The 17629-nt window shown below is 69.6% G+C and carries 15 protein-coding genes; 4 read left to right on the top strand and 11 right to left on the bottom strand.

Annotated elements, in window-relative coordinates:
• From Pka01_RS06505 to Pka01_RS06485, 5 genes are all read right to left on the bottom strand, one after another.
• Window positions 1-318 carry an L-rhamnose mutarotase gene (locus Pka01_RS06505; protein ID WP_203881696.1) on the bottom strand — a complete coding sequence of 106 codons (318 nt, stop codon included), beginning with the start codon at window positions 316-318 and terminating at the stop codon, window positions 1-3.
• 94 nt (window positions 319-412) lie between these two features.
• Window positions 413-1495: a rhamnose ABC transporter substrate-binding protein gene (gene rhaS, locus Pka01_RS06500; RefSeq protein ID WP_203881695.1), complete on the bottom strand. Its 1083-nt coding sequence runs from the start codon at window positions 1493-1495 to the stop codon at window positions 413-415.
• 9 nt (window positions 1496-1504) lie between these two features.
• Entirely contained in the window at window positions 1505-2530 is a 1026-nt protein-coding gene (locus Pka01_RS06495) for an ABC transporter permease (RefSeq protein WP_203881694.1), read from the bottom strand.
• Window positions 2520-3542, bottom strand: coding sequence for an ABC transporter permease (locus Pka01_RS06490; protein ID WP_203881693.1), 1023 nt, complete (start codon window positions 3540-3542; stop codon window positions 2520-2522). Before Pka01_RS06490 ends, Pka01_RS06495 begins: the two co-directional genes overlap by 11 nt.
• Window positions 3539-5002, bottom strand: a complete 1464-nt coding sequence (locus Pka01_RS06485; RefSeq protein WP_203882004.1) for a sugar ABC transporter ATP-binding protein — start codon at window positions 5000-5002, stop codon at window positions 3539-3541. The genes Pka01_RS06490 and Pka01_RS06485 overlap by 4 nt, the downstream gene beginning before the upstream one ends.
• Before the next feature lie 301 nt (window positions 5003-5303).
• Here Pka01_RS06485 and Pka01_RS06480 point away from each other — a divergent pair, with 301 nt between their 5' ends.
• Together Pka01_RS06480 and Pka01_RS06475 are read left to right on the top strand one after the other, a co-directional pair.
• Window positions 5304-6353 carry a LacI family DNA-binding transcriptional regulator gene (locus Pka01_RS06480; RefSeq protein WP_239114781.1) on the top strand — a complete coding sequence of 350 codons (1050 nt, stop codon included), beginning with the start codon at window positions 5304-5306 and terminating at the stop codon, window positions 6351-6353.
• Entirely contained in the window at window positions 6350-7768 is a 1419-nt protein-coding gene (locus Pka01_RS06475) for a rhamnulokinase (RefSeq protein WP_203881691.1), read from the top strand. Before Pka01_RS06480 ends, Pka01_RS06475 begins: the two co-directional genes overlap by 4 nt.
• 6 nt (window positions 7769-7774) lie before the next feature.
• Here the strand turns inward: Pka01_RS06475 and Pka01_RS06470 are convergent, their stop codons facing one another.
• From Pka01_RS06470 to Pka01_RS06455, 4 genes are all read right to left on the bottom strand, one after another.
• Window positions 7775-9187, bottom strand: a complete 1413-nt coding sequence (locus tag Pka01_RS06470) for an ATP-binding protein (protein WP_203881690.1) — start codon at window positions 9185-9187, stop codon at window positions 7775-7777.
• A 104-nt stretch (window positions 9188-9291) separates the two neighbouring features.
• On the bottom strand, window positions 9292-9525 hold the full coding sequence (locus Pka01_RS06465) for a hypothetical protein (protein WP_203881689.1): 234 nt from the start codon (window positions 9523-9525) through the stop codon (window positions 9292-9294).
• 73 nt (window positions 9526-9598) lie between these two features.
• Window positions 9599-9982 (bottom strand): nuclear transport factor 2 family protein, encoded by a 384-nt coding sequence (locus Pka01_RS06460; RefSeq protein WP_203881688.1) that lies wholly within the window; start codon window positions 9980-9982, stop codon window positions 9599-9601.
• Window positions 9983-9998: 16 nt separating this feature from the next.
• Complete coding sequence (locus Pka01_RS06455) at window positions 9999-10466, bottom strand: NUDIX domain-containing protein (protein WP_203881687.1); 468 nt, start codon at window positions 10464-10466, stop codon at window positions 9999-10001.
• Between the two features lie 194 nt (window positions 10467-10660).
• On the opposite strand from Pka01_RS06455, the gene Pka01_RS06450 reads away from it, so the two are divergent.
• Window positions 10661-12916 carry an MMPL family transporter gene (locus Pka01_RS06450; protein ID WP_203881686.1) on the top strand — a complete coding sequence of 752 codons (2256 nt, stop codon included), beginning with the start codon at window positions 10661-10663 and terminating at the stop codon, window positions 12914-12916.
• A gap of 77 nt (window positions 12917-12993) precedes the next feature.
• On the top strand, window positions 12994-14214 hold the full coding sequence (locus tag Pka01_RS06445) for an MFS transporter (protein ID WP_239114780.1): 1221 nt from the start codon (window positions 12994-12996) through the stop codon (window positions 14212-14214).
• Between the two features lie 8 nt (window positions 14215-14222).
• On the opposite strand, the gene metE is transcribed toward Pka01_RS06445, so the two are convergent.
• Window positions 14223-16586 carry a 5-methyltetrahydropteroyltriglutamate--homocysteine S-methyltransferase gene (metE, locus tag Pka01_RS06440; protein WP_203881685.1) on the bottom strand — a complete coding sequence of 788 codons (2364 nt, stop codon included), beginning with the start codon at window positions 16584-16586 and terminating at the stop codon, window positions 14223-14225.
• 202 nt (window positions 16587-16788) lie between these two features.
• A complete protein-coding gene (locus tag Pka01_RS06435) occupies window positions 16789-17259 on the bottom strand; it encodes an HNH endonuclease signature motif containing protein (RefSeq protein WP_203881684.1) in 471 nt (156 codons plus the stop codon).
• Window positions 17260-17629 lie beyond the last annotated feature (370 nt).

Raw genomic sequence — 17629 nt, 5'->3', positions numbered from 1 at the left:
TCAGTCGAGATGGAAGATTTCGCGGAGGGCGACCATGCCCTCGTCAGGTGCGCCGTCGAGCTCGTCGAAGAGGGGCGCCATCTCCGCCTGCCATCGGGTGTTGACGTCCCGCTCGGCCATCGCGGCGCGGGCCGCCTCGAAGTCGTCGGTCTCGAGGTAACCGACCAGCAGGCCGTCCTCCCGTAGGAACAGCGAGTAGTTGTGCCAGCCGGTCTCGCTGAGGGCGGCCCGCATCTCGGGCCACACCGCGGCATGCCGCTCGCGGTACTCCTCGATCCGGTCCGGCCTGACCTTCAGCAGGAAGCAGACACGCTGCATGGCGGACCCCCCTTTTGGGGGGTACGGCGTGCCGCGCGCCGGCACGCCGTACCCGGTCGAATGGCCAGAAGGCGAATGGTTAGAAGGCGAATGGCTAGAAGTCGAAGTCGTCGATGTTGTTCGCGTCGAAGGTGAAGGGCGGGCCGAGGATGACCTCGGCGTCCTTGCCGATGGTGAACTCGCCGAGCTTGCCCGCCGTGAACTTCTCCCCCTCGGCGCCGGTGATCCGGCCGGAGACCAGCGAGGCCGCGGCGTAGCTGGCGAGGTAGCCCAGGTCCTTGGGGTTCCACAGCGCGAACTTCTCGACGGTGCCGTTCTTGACGAACTCGCGCATCTGGTTCGGCGTGCCGAGACCGGTGACCACGATCTTGCCCTTGTACTTGGAGCCCGAGACGTAACGGGCGGCTGCCGCGATGCCGACCGTGGTCGGGGCGATGATGCCCTTGAGGTTCGGGTAGGCCTGGAGCAGGCCCTGGGTCTCCTGGAAGGACTTCTGGTCGTCGTCGTCTCCGTAGGCGACCTTGACCAGCTTCATGTCCTTGTACTCGGGCTTGGTGAGCTCGTCCTTCATGAACTCGATCCAGGTGTTCTGGTTGGTCGCGTTGGCCGTCGCCGACAGGACCGCGATCTCACCCTTGTGGTCGATCATGTCCGCGAGCATCTTCACCTCGCTGCGGCCGACGTCCTCCGAGCTGGCCTGGTTGATGAAGAGGTCACGGCAGTCCTTCGACGCGTCGGAGTCGTACGACACGACCTTGATGCCCTTGGCCCTGGCCTGGTTGAGCGGGCCGCAGACCGCGTTGGCGTCGTTGGCGGAGATGAGGATGGCGTCCTGCTGCTGCTGGATCAGCGTGTTGATGTAGGAGACCTGGGAGGACGCGGACGCGTCGGACGGGCCGACCTCCTTGGCCGTCCCCTTGTACTCCGCCGCCGCGTCGATGCCCGCCTTGTCGAGGATCGTCAGGTACGGGTTGTTGATCTGCTTGGGCAGGAAGGCGACCTTCAGCCCTTCCTTGATCGGGGCGTTCGGGTCGGCGGTGGCCGACGTCTGCGCCGGCGCGGCGGGCGCCTGCGAGGAGGTGGACTCCTTGGTGGTCCCGCCGCAGGCCGCGAGCCCGAGCGAGACCAGACCGACCATGGCGACTACCGAGGTGAACCTTCGTGGAGAAGTGAACATGGATGTTCCTCAGGGGGTGGGAGTGGTTGGCATGACCGGCGATGGAGCGCGTCTTCGTTGCCGCGCCACGGCGACGAGACGTGGGGTGATCACTGAGATGACCAGCAGCAGTCCGGTGACGACGGACTGGATCTCCGTCGACACGTCGTTGAGCATGAGGAGGTTGCGCAGCAGCCCGATCAGCAGCACCCCGGCGATGACCCCGCCGAGCGTGCCCTTGCCGCCGTCGAAGTCGACCCCGCCGAGCAGGACCGCGGCGATGACCGCGAGTTCGAGGCCGCTGCCGTTGTCCGCTCGTGCGCTGCCGTACCTGAGCGTGTAGACCACGCCCGCGAAGGCCGCGACGATCCCCGAGACCACGAACAGGATGAGCTTGATCCGCTTGACCCGGATGCCGGCGAAGTGGGCCGCCTCGACCTGCGCGCCGATCGCGAACAGCGCCCGGCCGAATCCCGTCGCGTGCAGCGTGACCGCTGTGATCACCGCGAGCACGGCGAACAGCGCCACGGGGTACGGGATCGGCGTGCCCGGCACGTTGTTCACGGCCAGGTTCACGTACGACTGGGGGAACTCCGCGATCGCCCGGTCACCCAGCACGACCTGCGCGAGTCCCCGGTAGAGCGCGAGCGTGCCGATCGTCACGGCGAGGGATGGGAGCCCCAGCCTGGTCACCAGCAGTCCGTTGACCAGGCCGCACACCGCCCCCACCACGACGACCAGGGGGATGATCGTCTCGATGGCCCAGCCCGCGTCCCAGAGGTGGCCGACCAGCGCGCTGGACAGGCCGAGGACGGACGCCACGGAGAGGTCCACCTCCGCGGCGACCACGAGCAACGTCATCGCCAGGGCGATCAGCGCGATCTCCCCGAGGTCGCCCAGGGCGAACGAGAGGTTGCCCGCGTTGGCGAACTCGGGCGACCCGATGGCCCCGCCGGCGAAGACCAGCACCAGCAGGACGCCGACCAGGATGTCCCACCGGAGGAACCGGCTGAGCGGGGCACGCGCGGAGTTCGCCGCCGTCACGTCAGCTGCCATGTCTGGCGTTCCTCCTCCGGAGTATCCGCGCGACGCGCAGGGCCAGCACGCGGTCCACGCTGATCGCCAGGAGCAGCAGCGCCCCGGTGATCGCCTGCTGCCAGAACGGGTTCACCTTGAGCACGACCAGCGCGCTCGTGATGGTGGTGAGCAGCAGCGCCCCCAGGGCCGCGCCGTACACGGTGCCGACGCCGCCGGTGATCGCGACGCCGCCGACGACGACGGCGCTGACGACCTGCAGTTCCCAGCCGTGGGCGTCGTCGGCGACGACCGTGCCGAACCGCGCCAGCCACAACACTCCGCCGAGACCGGCGAGCGCGCCGCTCAGCAGGTAGGCCGCCATCACGCGGCGCCGCACCGGCACCCCGGCCAGCCCGGCGGCCTCCGGGCTCGACCCGATGGCGTAGAAGTCCCGCCCCGAGGCGTACGAGCGCAGGTAGTAGCCGACGGCCAGCATCACGACGACGGTGATCAGCGGCAGGTACGGGATGCCGAGCACGCTGCCGTTGCCCAGCGAGAGCACCGACCGCGGCAGGTCCACGGCGTTGATCTGCCTGCCGTGGGCGATCGCGTGGTCGAGGCCCTGGATGACGTACAGCGTGCCCAGGGTCACCACGAGGGCGGGCACCTTGCCGAAGCTCACGAGAAGGCCGTTGACCAGGCCGCACACGCAGCCGATCACGATCCCGAGCACGATCGCCACCCCGACGCCCAGGCCCTGGTTGGCGGCCAGGACGTCTCCGACGGTGAACGCGACCAGCCCGACGACCGACCCGACGGACAGGTCGATGTTCCTCGTGATGACCACGAAGGACTGGCCGACGGCGAGCAGAGCGAGGATCGCGGCGTTGAGGAAGATGTCCTTCAGCCCCTGGGCGGACAGGAAGTTGCCGTTCGCCGCCGCGGTCACGGCGACGAGGACGGCGAGCGCCAGGACGATGCTCAGCTCCCTGGCCCGGAAGACCAGGTCGACGATCCCGCGGGTGCTGCGTCCCGCTGTCACGGCGGTCATGAGGTCCTCCCGGCCGCCGCCGTCATCACGCTCTCCTCGGTGGCCTCCGCGCGGGGGATCTCGGCGACCAGCCGGCCCTCCTGCATGACGAGCACCCTGTCCGCCATGCCCAGGACCTCGGGCAGCTCGGAGGAGATCATCAGTACGGCCATGCCGTCGGAGGCCAGCTCCGACAGGACCCGGTGGACCTCGGCCTTGGTGCCGACGTCGATCCCGCGGGTGGGCTCGTCGATGATCAGCACCTGCGGGCGGGTCGAGAGCCACTTGGCGAGGACGACCTTCTGCTGGTTGCCGCCGGACAACACGTTCACGGCGTCGGAGAGCCGGTTGAACTTCAGCTGCAGCCGGATCGCCCAGTCGCGGGCCCGGTCGCGCTCGGCCGCACGCGAGATGACCGGGCCGCGCCGAAGTCGCTTCAGCCCGGTCAGCCCGATGTTGCGCTCGATCGACTGGTCCATCACCAGGCCCTGCTGCCGGCGGTCCTCGGGGACCAGAGCCACGCCCGCCGACATCGCGGCGGTCGGCGACGCGGGAGGCAGCCGCCGCCCGTTCACCTCCACCCACCCGGCGTCCCAGCGGTCCACGCCGAACACGGCCCGCGCCACCTCGCTGCGCCCCGCGCCCACTAGGCCGGCGAGGGCGACGATCTCACCGCGGCGCACCTCGAAGGAGACGTCGGTGAAGACGCCCTCGCGGGTGAGGCGGTGGACCTTGAGCGCGACCTCGCCCGTGGCGGCGTCGAGCTTCGGGTAGAGGGTGTCGAGGTCGCGGCCGACCATCCGGCGGATCAACGCCTCGTGGGTCAGCCCGGCGACCGCTTCGCCGGCGATCCAGGCGCCGTCGCGGAGGGTCGTGACCCGCTGGCAGAGCTCGAAGATCTCGTCCAGCCGGTGGGAGATGAACAGCACAGCGCAGCCCTGCTCGCGCAGCGCCTTGACGACGGTGAACAGCCGCGCGACCTCGTTGACGGACAGCGCTGCCGTGGGCTCGTCCATGATGAGCACCCGGGCGTCGCGGGACAGCGCCTTGGCGATCTCCACGAGCTGCTGGTCGGCGATGGACAGCCCGCGGGCGGGCTGCTCGGGATCGAGCGCGACGCCCAGCCGGGCGAACAGTTCGGCCGCCCGTGCGCGCATCGCGCCGCGGTCGATCCGGCCGAGCGACGCGCGGGGCTGGCGCCCGATGAAGATGTTCTCCGCGACCGACAGGTCGGGGAACATCGTCGGCTCCTGGTAAATCACCGCCACCCCGTGCCGCTGGGCGTCCGCGGGCTTGTGGAACTCGACGGGCCGCCCGTCCATGAGGACCTGGCCCGAGTCGGGACGGTGGACGCCGGAGAGCGTCTTCACGAGCGTCGACTTCCCGGCCCCGTTCTCACCGGCAAGGGCGTGCGCCTCTCCGGCGTGCAGCTCGAGGGAGACATCGCGCAGGGCGCGGACCGCCCCGAAGGACTTGCTCACCCCGGCGAGCGCCAGCACAGGCGGCGCGTCCCCGGTCCCCGGCCCGTGCGGCGCCGTCGCTTCAGCCGCTCCAGTCACGCGTCACACTCCTTCCCGGCCTATGGGTGAAAAACGTTTTACAACGCGGTTCCCGGAAGCTAAGCCGCGGCCTCAGGGCTTGTCAATGGGTAGTGAAGAGGCCGTTTCCGATGTGTTACGCGCCCTCCAGAACGAGGGCCGGGAGCTCCAGATCCGTCGGATCAGGTAAGGTCTGGCCAATATTTGCTAACACGTTTTAATGGATGAGGACGTGAGGAGGACCGTGGGGACAGTCAGCATCAGGGATGTCGCCACCCGGGCCGGGGTGTCGCCCGGCACCATCTCCAACGTCCTCAACCGGCCGGAACGGGTGGCTCCCGCGACCCGGGAACGCGTACTGCGCGTCATCAGCGAGCTCGGTTTCGTCCGGCACGGCTCCGCGTCGACGTTGCGGGCGGGCCACAGCCGCACGGTCGGGTTGTCGGTCATGGACATCGGCAACCCGTTCTTCACCGACATCGCCGCGGGGGTCGAGGAGGCGGCGAGCGAGCGCGGCTACGCGGTCATCCTCGGCAACTCCGCGGGCTCGCGGGCCAAGGAGGAGCGCAACCTGCTCGTCCTCGCCGAGCAACGGGTCCGGGGCGTGTTGATCACCCCCACCGACGACGACCCCGCCCGTCTCGACGCGCTGCGCGACCGCGGCATCAGGGTGGTCCTCCTCGATCATCCGGCCCACCGGCCCGACCAGTGCTCGGTGACCGTCAACGACATCACGGGCGGCCGGCTCGCGGTGTCCCACCTGCTCGAACGCGGCGCCCGCCGGATCGGCTACCTGACCGGCCCGGGCACACTCCGCCAGTGCGCCGACCGCGGCGAGGGCGCGGCGAGGGCGGTGACCGCCGCCGGCCTCGACCCGGAAACGGTCCTCGAGCCGATCGAGATCCCCGCGATGACGGCGAAGTACGGCCAGCAGGCCGCGGAGCGGCTGCTGGCCTCCGGCAGCCTGCCCGAGGCCATCTTCTGCGCCAACGACCTGCTCGCCGTCGGCATGCTGCGCGGCCTGCTCCAGGCCGGGGTGCGCGTGCCGGGCGACATCTCGCTGATCGGCTACGACGACATCGACTTCGCCGCAGCCTCCGCCGTGTCGCTGAGCTCCGTCCGGCAGCCGACCCACCAGCTCGGGCGCATCGCCACCGAACTGCTGCTCGACGAGTGCGACAACCCGGACACCCACGCCCACCAGCAGGTCGTGTTCCAGCCCGAGCTCGTCGTCCGCGAGTCCACCGGCGGGCGTCGGGACCCGGCAGACCCCCGACCGGAGGAGACCGGATGAGCGTCTACGCGGCGGTGGATCTCGGCGCGTCCAGCGGCCGGGTGATCACCGTAAGGATCGACGGCGACCGCGTGCGCGTCGACGAGGTCCACCGCTTCGCCAACCGTCCGGTCCGCGCCGCGGGAACCCTGCACTGGGACATCCTCTCCCTGCATCAGGGCATGCTGGACGGCCTGCGCCTGGCCGGCCAGGTCGACTCGATCGGCATCGACTCGTGGGCGGTCGACTACGGCCTGCTCGACGCGGACGGGCGGCTCCTCGGCAACCCCGTGCACTATCGCGACGGGCGGACCACCGGTGTCGCGGAGCGGACGGCAGGCGAACTGGGGAACGCCGAGCTCTACCAGATCACCGGGCTGCAGTTCCTGCCGTTCAACACGATCTACCAACTGCTCGCCGAGCCGCTCCTCGACCGTGCGGAGACGTTGCTCATGATCCCCGACCTGCTCACCTACTGGCTGACCGGATCACGCGGAGCCGAGGTGACGAACGCGTCCACCACCGGGCTCTACGACGTCCGCGCCGGCGCCTGGGCGAAGGGGCTGGCCGAGCGGCTGGGCATCCCGTACGGCATCCTGCCGGAGCTGCGGAGACCGGGAGCGCCCTCCGGAACGCTGCGCGCCGAGATCGCCGAGGAGACCGGCCTGTCGCCCGCGACCCCCGTCACCGCGGTCGCCTCACACGACACGGCATCAGCCGTCGCCGCCGTGCCCGCCAGGACCGACCGGTTCGCGTACATCTCCTCGGGGACCTGGTCGCTGGTCGGCATCGAGACGCCCCGGCCGGTCCTCAGCGAGGAGAGCATGCTGGCCGGGTTCGGCAACGAGACCGGGCTCGACGGCACGATCCGCTACCTGCGCAACGTGATGGGCCTGTGGATCCTGCAGGAGTCGCTGCGCGCCTGGGGCGACGGCGACCTTCCCGCGCTGCTCACGGCGGCCGAGCAGGCCCGGCCGTTCCAGGCGCTGATCGACCCTGACGATCCGGTGTTCCTGCCGCCGGGAGACATGCCCGCCCGGATCGACGCCTACTGTGAGCGAACCGGCCAGCGCCCGCCCGGCGGCCGCGCCGCGACCGTCCGGTGCGTCCTGGAGAGCCTCGCACTCGCCTACCGCCGCACCATCGACGACGCCGTACGGCTCACCGGCCAGGAGGTCGAGGTCGTCCACCTGGTCGGCGGCGGAGCGCGCAACGCGCTGCTGTGCCAGATGACCGCGGACGCCACCGGCCTCCCCGTCGTCGCCGGCCCCGTCGAGGCCGCGGCGCTCGGCAACGCGCTGGTCCAGGCCCGCGCCCAGGGCGTGGTCTCCGACATCCGCGATCTCGTACGGCGGGGCGAGCAGCCGATCACCTACCTGCCGAGGGGCGACCGGGACGTCTGGATCCGCGCGGGCGCCCGGCTCCCCCTCCGCTGACGACCGTCAGCGCCAGGCGGCGACAAGTTCCTTCGGGCCGAGGACGGCGGCCGCCCCGCTGCAGGAGGCACCGTTACGCGAGACGATCACCAGCGGGACGGGGCGATCCGTGAGCACGGCCCGATGTCTGATCAGCTTCTGGAAGTCGTGGTCATCGAACGCGCTCTCCAGCCACTTGATCGATCCGGCGAACACGATCTCTTTCGCGATCGGCCCGCGGTCGGCGCCGACGATGTCGATCTCCACGTCGTTGCTCCGCGTCCAGTAGGAGCCGATAGCGCCGGCCTCCGGCAGCGATTCTCCGGGCAAGTGCCTTGCCAGCGACTCACGCACAATCGGCTCGATCGCCCGTCCGCGCCATGCGCTCCACCGCTCGGCGATCCGCCGGAGGGTGAGATCCCCGCGGCGCCGTTCGATCTCCGGCATGTGCGGCCGGAGGAAGTAGAACCAGAACCGGAGGTAGGGATCACTGATCCGGTAGCGGCGCTCCTTCGACGGGCGGGTCGAAAGGGGCAGCTCCGAGGTCACCACGCCTTTGGCGTCCAGGACGTCGGCCGCCCTGGTGAGGGTCGAATGGGAGATGCCACCCGCGGCTCTGGCGATGTTGGTGAAGGTCCGCTCACCGGTCCCGATGGCTCCCAGCACGTCCCTGGCCATCGCGTAATCGGGAAACTCCGCGGCCTGAGACCTCTCCGCCGAGACGAGCAGCGCCGAGAGGGGGTTGGTCAGCGCGCTGTGCAGAAATTGCCAGAGCGAGGCTCCCGGCGACCACTCCGCGCAGATCAGCGGCAGACCTCCGGTGACCAGCGCGGCGTCGAAGGCCGTCGCCGCATCCAGATGCAACATCGTCTGGATCTCCGCGGGGTTGAGCGGCTTCACCACCATCTCCGTCCCCCTCTGGTGGAACGGCCGCTCGTAGCTGTTGAGAGCCTCCATCATCGACAGATCCGATCCGATCAGGATCAGCAGCACCGGCTTCCGGCTGAGAAAGCGATCCCACGCGCGCTGAAGCGCTCCTTCGAATCCGTCGACCCGCTCCATCAGGTAAGGCACCTCGTCGATCACCAGGATCGACGGTGCGTCGTCCGGAACCACGTCCGCGAGCATCTGGAGCGCACTGTTCCAGTTCGCGGGAGCGGCGTCCTCGAACACATCCCGATGCGGAAGCGGCGAACCCGCCACATCGGCGCGCAGTTGTCCGAGTTCCTGTTCGGCGCTGCCACGTGCGGCGGTGAAGTAGAGGTTCGTGAGGCCGCTACGGCTCACGAACTCCTCGGTCAGCGCCGATTTCCCGATGCGCCTGCGTCCGCGCATGAGCACGCATCGCCCCGGGCGCGCGCCACCGATCTCTGCCGTGACCCGGTCTAGGAGGATTTGCAACGACGCGAGCTCGGCCTCTCGCCCCACGAAGGCGCTCATCCGTCCCCAATAGTATCGCTAGAGATAGTATCTTCAGCGAAACTATAGGCGAGGTAGTCCGAAGACGGAGGAGGTCCGGCGAAGAAGGCGATCCGCAGACCGTGTCAGGACGTGCCGAGTCGTTGCCGCAGCCGCTCGCGTCTGGCCTCGAGCGTCTCGATCAGCGCCTCCTGCTGCTCGGCGTTGGTGATCACCGTCGCCATCTCCGCGGCGTCCGTCGGAGCGTCCCAGCGCTCGCCGATCTCCCGCCGGATTTCCGCGGCGCTCTCCCGCAGCCTGACCAGCTCCGTCTCCACTTCCTGCAACTGGTCCCTGATCTCCGCGTCGTCCATCGTCATCCCGTCCTCGTCCAATCACGACCGTTCCCCCCCGCCTATTCCGCGAGAACGCGTCCTTAATCGAGGACGGCCGTCAGCCGAGGCTCACATGGCCCTGGGCGACATGCCAGTAGTCACGCGACTCCACGGCGAACCCGGCAGGGTCGAACCGTACGATCACGCAGCCGGCCAGCGTCACCGGCCCGCCGTCCTCTGACGACAGGACGACGAACTCGGCCACCGCCGTGTCGCCATCGACGAGCGGATCGCCGAAGCGGACGCTCTCGACCCGCTCGTCCTCGAACGACCATCGGATGTAGTCGGCCAGCTCCTGCCGGCCGCGATGGACGGGACGGAACGGCATCGAGCGATGCCGGCAGTCCTCGGCGTACAAGGAGAGGATCAGCTCGACGTCGTGCGACGCCCAGCCCCGCTCCCACGTGCGGACGAAGCGGCGTGCCGCTTCCCTGATCTCCATGGGGGGCGGCCTCCGGCTATGCGAACGAGCCGATGTAGACGGTGGTGTTGGACGCGCGGGCGTCCTGCGCGGCCGTCAGGCGGCGCGCCAGATAGGACGGCATGATCGAGCCGGCCTCCTCCGCGGTGAAGAAGCCGTAGCCCTCGAGTTCCTCCGCCTGCAGCACGACGCTGTTGCCGTCGACCACCGTGCCGCAGTCGAACAGGAAGTGGACGAGCGGGAGGGGTCGGTCGTCGATCGGGGGAACCCAGTGGACGACCAGCAGGCGACCGACCGGGGGCTCCAGCCCGAGCTCCTCCAGCACCTCGCGGGCGCAGGCGACGTCCGGCGACTCGCCCTCGTCGACATGGCCTCCGGGCCAGCCCCAGTGATCCCGGTAGTTGGGCTTGACCAACAGGACACGGCCGGAGGGATCGGTGATGAAGCCGGCCGCGGCCGCCACCACCTTGCTCAGCCCGGCGTAGAAGACATCCGCGGGGATCATGACGACGCCTGGCCGCAGAAGGAGCGCATGGCAGGAGCCTAGCCGGGGTTCCCCGAGACCCGGCTCAGGGACGTCCCCTAGATCTCGAGCACGAGAGTAATCCCCCGGTCGCAGGACGTCTGATCTGGTCAGCGGGCCCGATGTGGACACCTTGATCGATTTCTACGGTTGAGGCATCCACTGAGGGAGAGAGCATGAGACGCCGTAAGAACCTCGCCGCCTCGATCGGCGGCTGGAGTGCCCGCCATCGATGGTCGGCCCTGCTGATCTGGATCGTCTTCGTCACCGCGGCGACATTCGTCGGAAGTGCCGTCGGCACGGCGGAAATGAAGGGTTACGAGAGCTCCAACGGAGACTCCCGCCAGGCCGAGCAGATCCTGGACGGCGCGAACTACAAGGACGTCGCCAGTGAAGTCGTCTTGATCCAGTCGCGCACGGGGACGCTCACCACAGGCGACCCCGCGTTCCGCGAGGCCGTCATGGGCGTGAAGAGCGCGGTCGAGGCCACCGGCCAGGTCGAGAACGTGCGCACGCCGTACGACGCGGAACCCTCACCCGTCACCGAGGACCGGCGCACGACCCTGGTCCAGTTCGACATGAAGGGGGAGGCGGCGACGGCCGCCGACCGGATCCAGCCGGTGCTCGACGCCGTCGCGGGCGTGCAACGGGCCCACCCCGACCTCCGGGTTGAGGAGGCCGGCGGGGCGAGCGGCGACAAACTGATCGGCGAGGCGATCGACAAGGACTTCGTGCGCGCCGAGCAACTGTCGCTTCCGATCACCCTCGGCATCCTGCTCGCCGCCTTCGGCGCGTTGCTGGCCGCGCTGGTCCCGGTCGCCCTGGCGATGACGGCGATCTTCTCGGCCACCGGTCTGCTGGCGCTCACCAGCCAGCTCCTGCACGTCGACTCGGCGACCAGCAACGTGATGTTGCTCATCGGCCTCGCGGTCGGGGTCGACTACAGCCTCTTCTACATCATGCGGCAACGCGAGGAGCGGGCGAAGGGCCGTGACAAGCGCGCGGCCATCGAGATCGCCGCCGCCACGTCCGGCAGGGCCGTCCTGATCTCCGGCATCACGGTCATCGTGGCGATGGCGGGGATGTTCCTGACCGGCAACGGCATCTTCATGGGCTTCGCCGAGGGCACGATCCTCGTGGTCCTGACGGCCGTCGTCGGCTCTCTGACCGCCCTGCCCGCGCTGCTCTCGCTGATCGGCGACAAGATCGACGCCCGGTTGATCCACGGCACCGTGCGGACCGTCACCCGGGGCAGGGTCGGCTGGCGGCGCATCCTCGGCGTGCGGGGCGGCGAGAGCCGGCTCTGGGGCGCGATCATCGGGCCGGTCCTGCGTCACCCGGTCATCTCCGTGGTCCTCGCCGGCGGCCTGCTCGTCGCGCTCGCGATCCCCGCGTTCAGCCTGAAGACCGGCGCGCAGACCATCGACGACCTGCAGGGCGACTACTCGATCGCCGAGACCTTCAAGCGGATCGACAAGGCCTTCCCCGGCGGGAACGAGCCCGCCGTCGTCGTCATCAAGGCAGCCGATGTGACGACTCCGCAGTTCACGGCCTCGATCGAGGAGTTCAAGAAGCAGGCGCTTGCGACCGGCGAGGCGAACGAACCGATCAGCGTCCGGATAAATCCTGACAAGACGGTGGCGCAGATCGCCATCGGCATCAAGGGCACCGGGATGGACGCGGTCTCGGAGCACGCCGTCCGCACTCTGCGTGAGAAGGTCATCCCCGCCACGATTCCCGGAGCACACGTCACCGGCGCAGCAGCGGGCTCGATGGACTTCGACGAGCAGCTCCGCCGGTCGATCCCGCTCGTGTTCGGCTTCGTGCTGCTGCTGGCCTTCGTCCTGCTGCTGATCTCGTTCCGCTCACTGGTGGTCGCGGTCAAGGCGATCCTGCTCAACCTGCTGTCCGTCGCGGCGGCCTACGGCGTGCTCGTCCTGGTCTTCCAGAGGGGGTACGGCGAGGACCTGCTCGGCTTCACCTCCACCGGTTCGATCACCAACTGGCTGCCGTTGTTCCTTTTCGTGATCCTCTTCGGCCTGTCGATGGACTACCACGTCTTCATCCTCAGCCGGATCCGGGAGGCCTACGACAGGGGCATGCGCACCGAGGACGCGATCGCGACCGGCATCAAGAGCACCGCCGCCGTGGTCACCAGCGCGGCGCTCATCATGGTGGCGGTGTTCTCGACCTTCGCCACGCTGTCGCTGCTGACGTTCATGCAGATGGGCATCGGCCTGGCGGCCGCCATCCTGATCGACGCGACGATCGTGCGCGCCGTCCTGCTGCCGGCGACGATGAAGCTGCTGGGCGACTGGAACTGGTACCTGCCGCGGTGGCTCAACTGGCTGCCCCAGCTCTCCCACGGCGACCACGACGACGACCACGACGACGACACGCGGGAGGAACGGGCGCCCGCCCTCGTCGGCTGACCGCGCGGCCTGCGCCTGGAGGTCCATCAGTTGGACACTCCAGGCGCAAGCCGTACATATCGGTAAAATCCTCAGCTATGGGACGAAGCGGTGGAACGCGCAGACCCTTGATCTATTGGACCGCCGGCGTCGTCGCCTACATGATCGCGGTCTTCCACCGCCAATCCCTCGGCGTCACGGGTCTCGACGCCTCGGCCCGCTTCGGTGTCGGCGCGACCGGGCTGTCCATCCTCGCCATGGTCCAGCTGCTGGTCTACGCGGCGATGCAGATCCCCGTCGGGATCCTGGTCGACCGGTTCGGCTCCAAACGCATGTTGCTGGCCGGAGCGTCGGTGATGGCGCTCGGCCAGTTCGTCTTCGCCGTGGCCGGCAACCTGCCCGGGGCCGCCGCCGGCCGCATCCTCATCGGCTGCGGCGACGCGATGACGTTCATCAGCGTCATCCGGATCATCAGCGTGTGGTTCCCGCCACGGCGCAACCCCGTGATCGTCCAGCTCACCGGGCTGCTCGGTCAACTGGGGGCGGTCGCCTCGGCCGTGCCGCTGATCACCTCCCTGCACGCGAACGGCTGGACGCCGACCTTCCTCGGAGCCGCCGCGCTCGGCGTGGTCTCCCTCCTCGTGGTCAGCACGGCGTTGCGCGACCGGCGGCCCGAGACGGAGACGACCACGCCCGCGATGCGCGCCGCGTGGGCCGAGCCGGGCACCCGGCTCGGGATGTGGACGCACGCCGCCACCCAGTCGTCGGCCGCGGCCTTCACGATCCTGTGGGGGTACCCGTTCCTGGTCCAGGGCCAGGGGCTGCCCCCGCGTACGGCGGGACTGCTGCTGACCACGATCACCGTGCTGTCGATGATCTGCGGGCCGCTGTTCGGCTTCCTCGCCGGCCGTTTCCCGCTTCGGCGATCGTGGATGGTGCTGACGATCATCGCGAGCACGGCGGGAGCCTGGACGCTCGTCCTCCTGTGGCCGGCCCCCGTGCCCCTGTGGCTGCTCGTGCTGCTCATGGTCACGCTCGCGACGAACGGGCCGGGATCGATGATCGGCTTCGACTACGCGCGGACCTTAAACCCGGCCGAGCGGATCGGCGTCGCCACCGGCATCGTCAACGGCGGCGGCTTCGTCGCCTCCATGTCGGTGATCGCTGCGATCGGCGTCTCGATGGACGTCCAGGGCGACTACCGCTGGGCGTTCGCCGTGCAGTATCCGGTGTGGATTCTCGGCGCCGTCCAGGTCCTCCGCTACCGGACGCAGGCTCGCCGCCTGCCGCGCCTGCGGCCGGCGACGAGCAACGCCTGAGGCGCCCGTCACGAGGGCTGGTCGCCCCTGAGGTGCCGCGCCGCGGCGACGAGGTTGGTGAGCGCGGCCTCGACCTGTTCGTACGTCCGGGTCTTCAGCCCGCAGTCCGGGTTGACCCAGACCCGGTCGGCGGGCAGCACCCGCAACGCCGCCTTGAGCGCGACCTCGATCTCCCAGGTGCTCGGCACCCGCGGTGAGTGGATGTCGTAGACCCCGGGGCCGAGCCCCCGTTCGAAGTCGCCGATCGCCTCCTCGTCGAGGATCCGCGCGCCCGACCGGGCCGACTCGATCGTCGTCACGTCGGCGTCGAGGGCGTCGATCGCGCCGACGATCTGGTCAGCGTCCGAATAGCACAGGTGCGTGTGGATCTGCGTATGGTCGCCCGCGCCGGACGTGGCCCTGCGGTACGCCGCCACGGCCCACTCCAGATAGGCGCCCTGGTCCTCCCGGCGCAGCGGCATGAGCTCGCGCAACGCCGGCTCGTCGACCTGGATGACCCGCACCCCGGCCGCCTCGAGGTCGCGCACCTCGTCCCCGATGGCGTCCGCGACCTGGAACACGACGTCGCGCAGTGGAATGTCGTCACGGACGAACGACCACGCCACGATCGTCACCGGGCCGGTCAGCATGCCCTTGACCGGCTTGTCCGTCAGGGACTGCGCATGGCGCGCCCACCGTACGGTGATCGGCTCCGGACGCCGCACGTCGCCGAACAGAATCGGCGGCCGGGTGCAGCGCGAGCCGTACGACTGCACCCAGCCGTTGCGGGTGACCGCGAAGCCGTCTAGATGCTCGGCGAAGTACTGCACCATGTCGTTGCGTTCCGGCTCGCCGTGGACGAGCACGTCGAGCCCGAGCCCTTCCTGCAGGGCGACCGCCCGAGCGATCTCGGCACGGACGAGGTCGTCATAGGCCGCCTCGTCCAGCTCGCCCGCCGCCAGCCTCGCCCGGGCCTCACGCAGCTCACCGGTCTGCGGGAACGAGCCGATCGTGGTCACCGGCAGCGGGGGCAAGCGCAGGTGCTCCGCCTGCGCCGCCGCCCGGACCGCGTACGGACTCCTGACGGGGGCGGGTTGCAGTGTGTGTCCCGATGCGTGTTCCAGCGCGGGTCTGGGCGCCGGCCCCGCCGTTCGGGTCGCGGCGGGCGTGGTGCCCTGACCGGTCGGCGTGGTGCCCTGACCGGCCGGTGCGGCGGCAAGGAGGGCTGCCAGCTCGACCACCTCCGCGATCTTCTGGTCCGCGAACGCCAGTCGCCGTCGCACATCTGGATCGAGCCCCGGTTCGAGATCCAGGTCGTACGGCACGTGCAGCAGCGAGCAGGACGTGCTCACGACGACGTGCGCGGCCGGCCCGGCCTGATCGCGTAGGGCGAGCAGCGCGGCTAGCGCCCGCTCCTGGTCGGTGCGCCACACGTCACGCCCCGACACCACACCCGCGACCACGGTCTTCCCGGCGAGCAGCTTTCCGAGCAGCTTTCCGGGGATCTCTCCGGGGCGTGCGGCCTCGTCCGTCGGCCTGCCTGGGGTGGCGGCATAGAGGCCGGGAAGGCCCCCCGCCACCAGGTCGAGGCCGATGGCTTCTACCGGCGTGGCCGCGAGGGCCGGCAGGGCGTCGCCGAGATCTCCGAAGTACGAGGCGACGAACAGGGCGGGCCGCTCGGGCAGGCTCCCCAGCCGGCCGTAGGCGGCCCTGACGGCGTCCAGTTCCGCGCTGGTCCTGTCGGTGACGAGGGCCGGCTCGTCCAGCTGGACCCACTCGACGCCCTCAGCGGCGAGCTCCCGCAACAGTTCCTCGTACACCCCGAGCACATCGGCGAGCCGGTCCAGAGGGGCGAATTCGGCTGGGGCACTCGGAGCGGCCTGCGACAGCAGAAGGAAGGTGACCGGGCCGATCAGCACAGGTCGTGTCTCCAGCCCGTGCTCGCGCGCCTCCCGTACCTCGGAGAGCGGCTTGGCGGCATCGAGCCGGAACGAGGTGTCCGGCCCGATCTCGGGGACGATGTAGTGATAGTTCGTGTCGAACCACTTGGTCATACGCAGCGGCGTGACGCCCTCCGCACCCCGCGCCATGGCGAAGTACGCCTCCTCATCGGTCCCACCCCGGTATCGATCCGGGACGGCGCCGAGCAACACGGCCGTGTCGAGCATCTGGTCATAGAACGAGAAGGTCCCGGACGGCAGCGCACCCAGCCCCAGCCCGTCGAGCCGCCGCCAGGTCTCCTCTCGCAGTCGCCGTCCCGTGCCCTGGAGGTCCTGGTAGGTCGAGCGGCCGTCCCAGTACGACTCCAGTGCCCGCTTCAACTCCCGATTCGGCCCGATCCTCGGGTAGCCGAGCACGGTGGATGTGGGGAAGGTCGGCGGACGCGCGGTCATGGTGGCTCCCTTGGCCTTTCAGGGTTCGGACGGACGCATCCTGCCCATCCGTGCCGTTCGATCGCCTGATCCATAAACTGGGCTAATGGATGTCGGATGCGCATGCCGCAACTCCTGCGCATGCGACTTCCTCGCGCCCGGACACTCGTCCAGGCGCGCACGGGTACCGAGCGAACCGCCCACTGGCCGCGCTCTCTGACGATCATGTTCGCGTGGGGTGGTTGATGGGCCCTCCCGCGTTCCGGCCGGTGTTCCGGTCAGTGTTCCGGCTGGTGTGGGTGCCGGTGTAGGTGAAGGCCAAGCGGTCTTTGCCGGTTTTGCGGCGTTGGTAGAGGTGGGGGCGGCGGTATCGGTCGCGGTTGTGGAACTGGCAGGCCGGGCCGAGCAGGCGCAGGTCGGTACGGCCGCCGTCGGACCAGTTGTCGGCATGGTCGATCTGGCACATCGTGGCTGGGAGCGGGCAGCCCTGCACCCAGCAGGTGGCGTAGCGGGCGAAGGCGGCTTTGCGCTGGGCCTTGGTCGCCAGTCGCACCGCCCGGCCCATGTCCAGGACCTGACCGTCGGCGTCCATCACCAACCGCACCAGCGACGACGTCCGCGCCAATCGGTGGATCTCCCGCACCGGCAGCAGGTGCCCGGTCGCCAGCAGCAACCCCGGCACCAGGCGATCCACCCGCCCACCCAGGCCCGCCCACCAGGCCGGACCAGGGCTCCCCAGTTCCGGCTCCTGCTCCGGCTCCGGCCCGTCCCTCGGTACTGAGCTTGGTTCCGGCTCCGGCTCGTCCCTCGGTACTGAGCTTGGTTCCGGCTCCGGCTCGTCCCTCGGTACTGAGCTTGGTTCCGGGTCGGGCGCGCCTGTGGATCCTGGCGTGTCCTCTGTACCCGTGTCTTGCTCTGCCTTTTGGTCAGCGGTTTCCGCGTGGGGTGCGAGGTCGGGCTCGGCGCTGTGACCGGCGCTGTGGCCAGCGTCGGTGCCGGTGTCTGTGCTGATGTCTGTGCTGGTGTCTGTGCTGATGTCTGTGCTGGTGTTGGTGTCTGTGTTC

The sequence above is a fragment of the Planotetraspora kaengkrachanensis genome, from assembly GCF_016862895.1.
GTDB lineage: Bacteria > Actinomycetota > Actinomycetes > Streptosporangiales > Streptosporangiaceae > Planotetraspora > Planotetraspora kaengkrachanensis.
The sequence above is the reverse complement of the archived record's forward strand: the minus strand, read 5'-3'. Positions and strand labels throughout refer to the sequence as shown.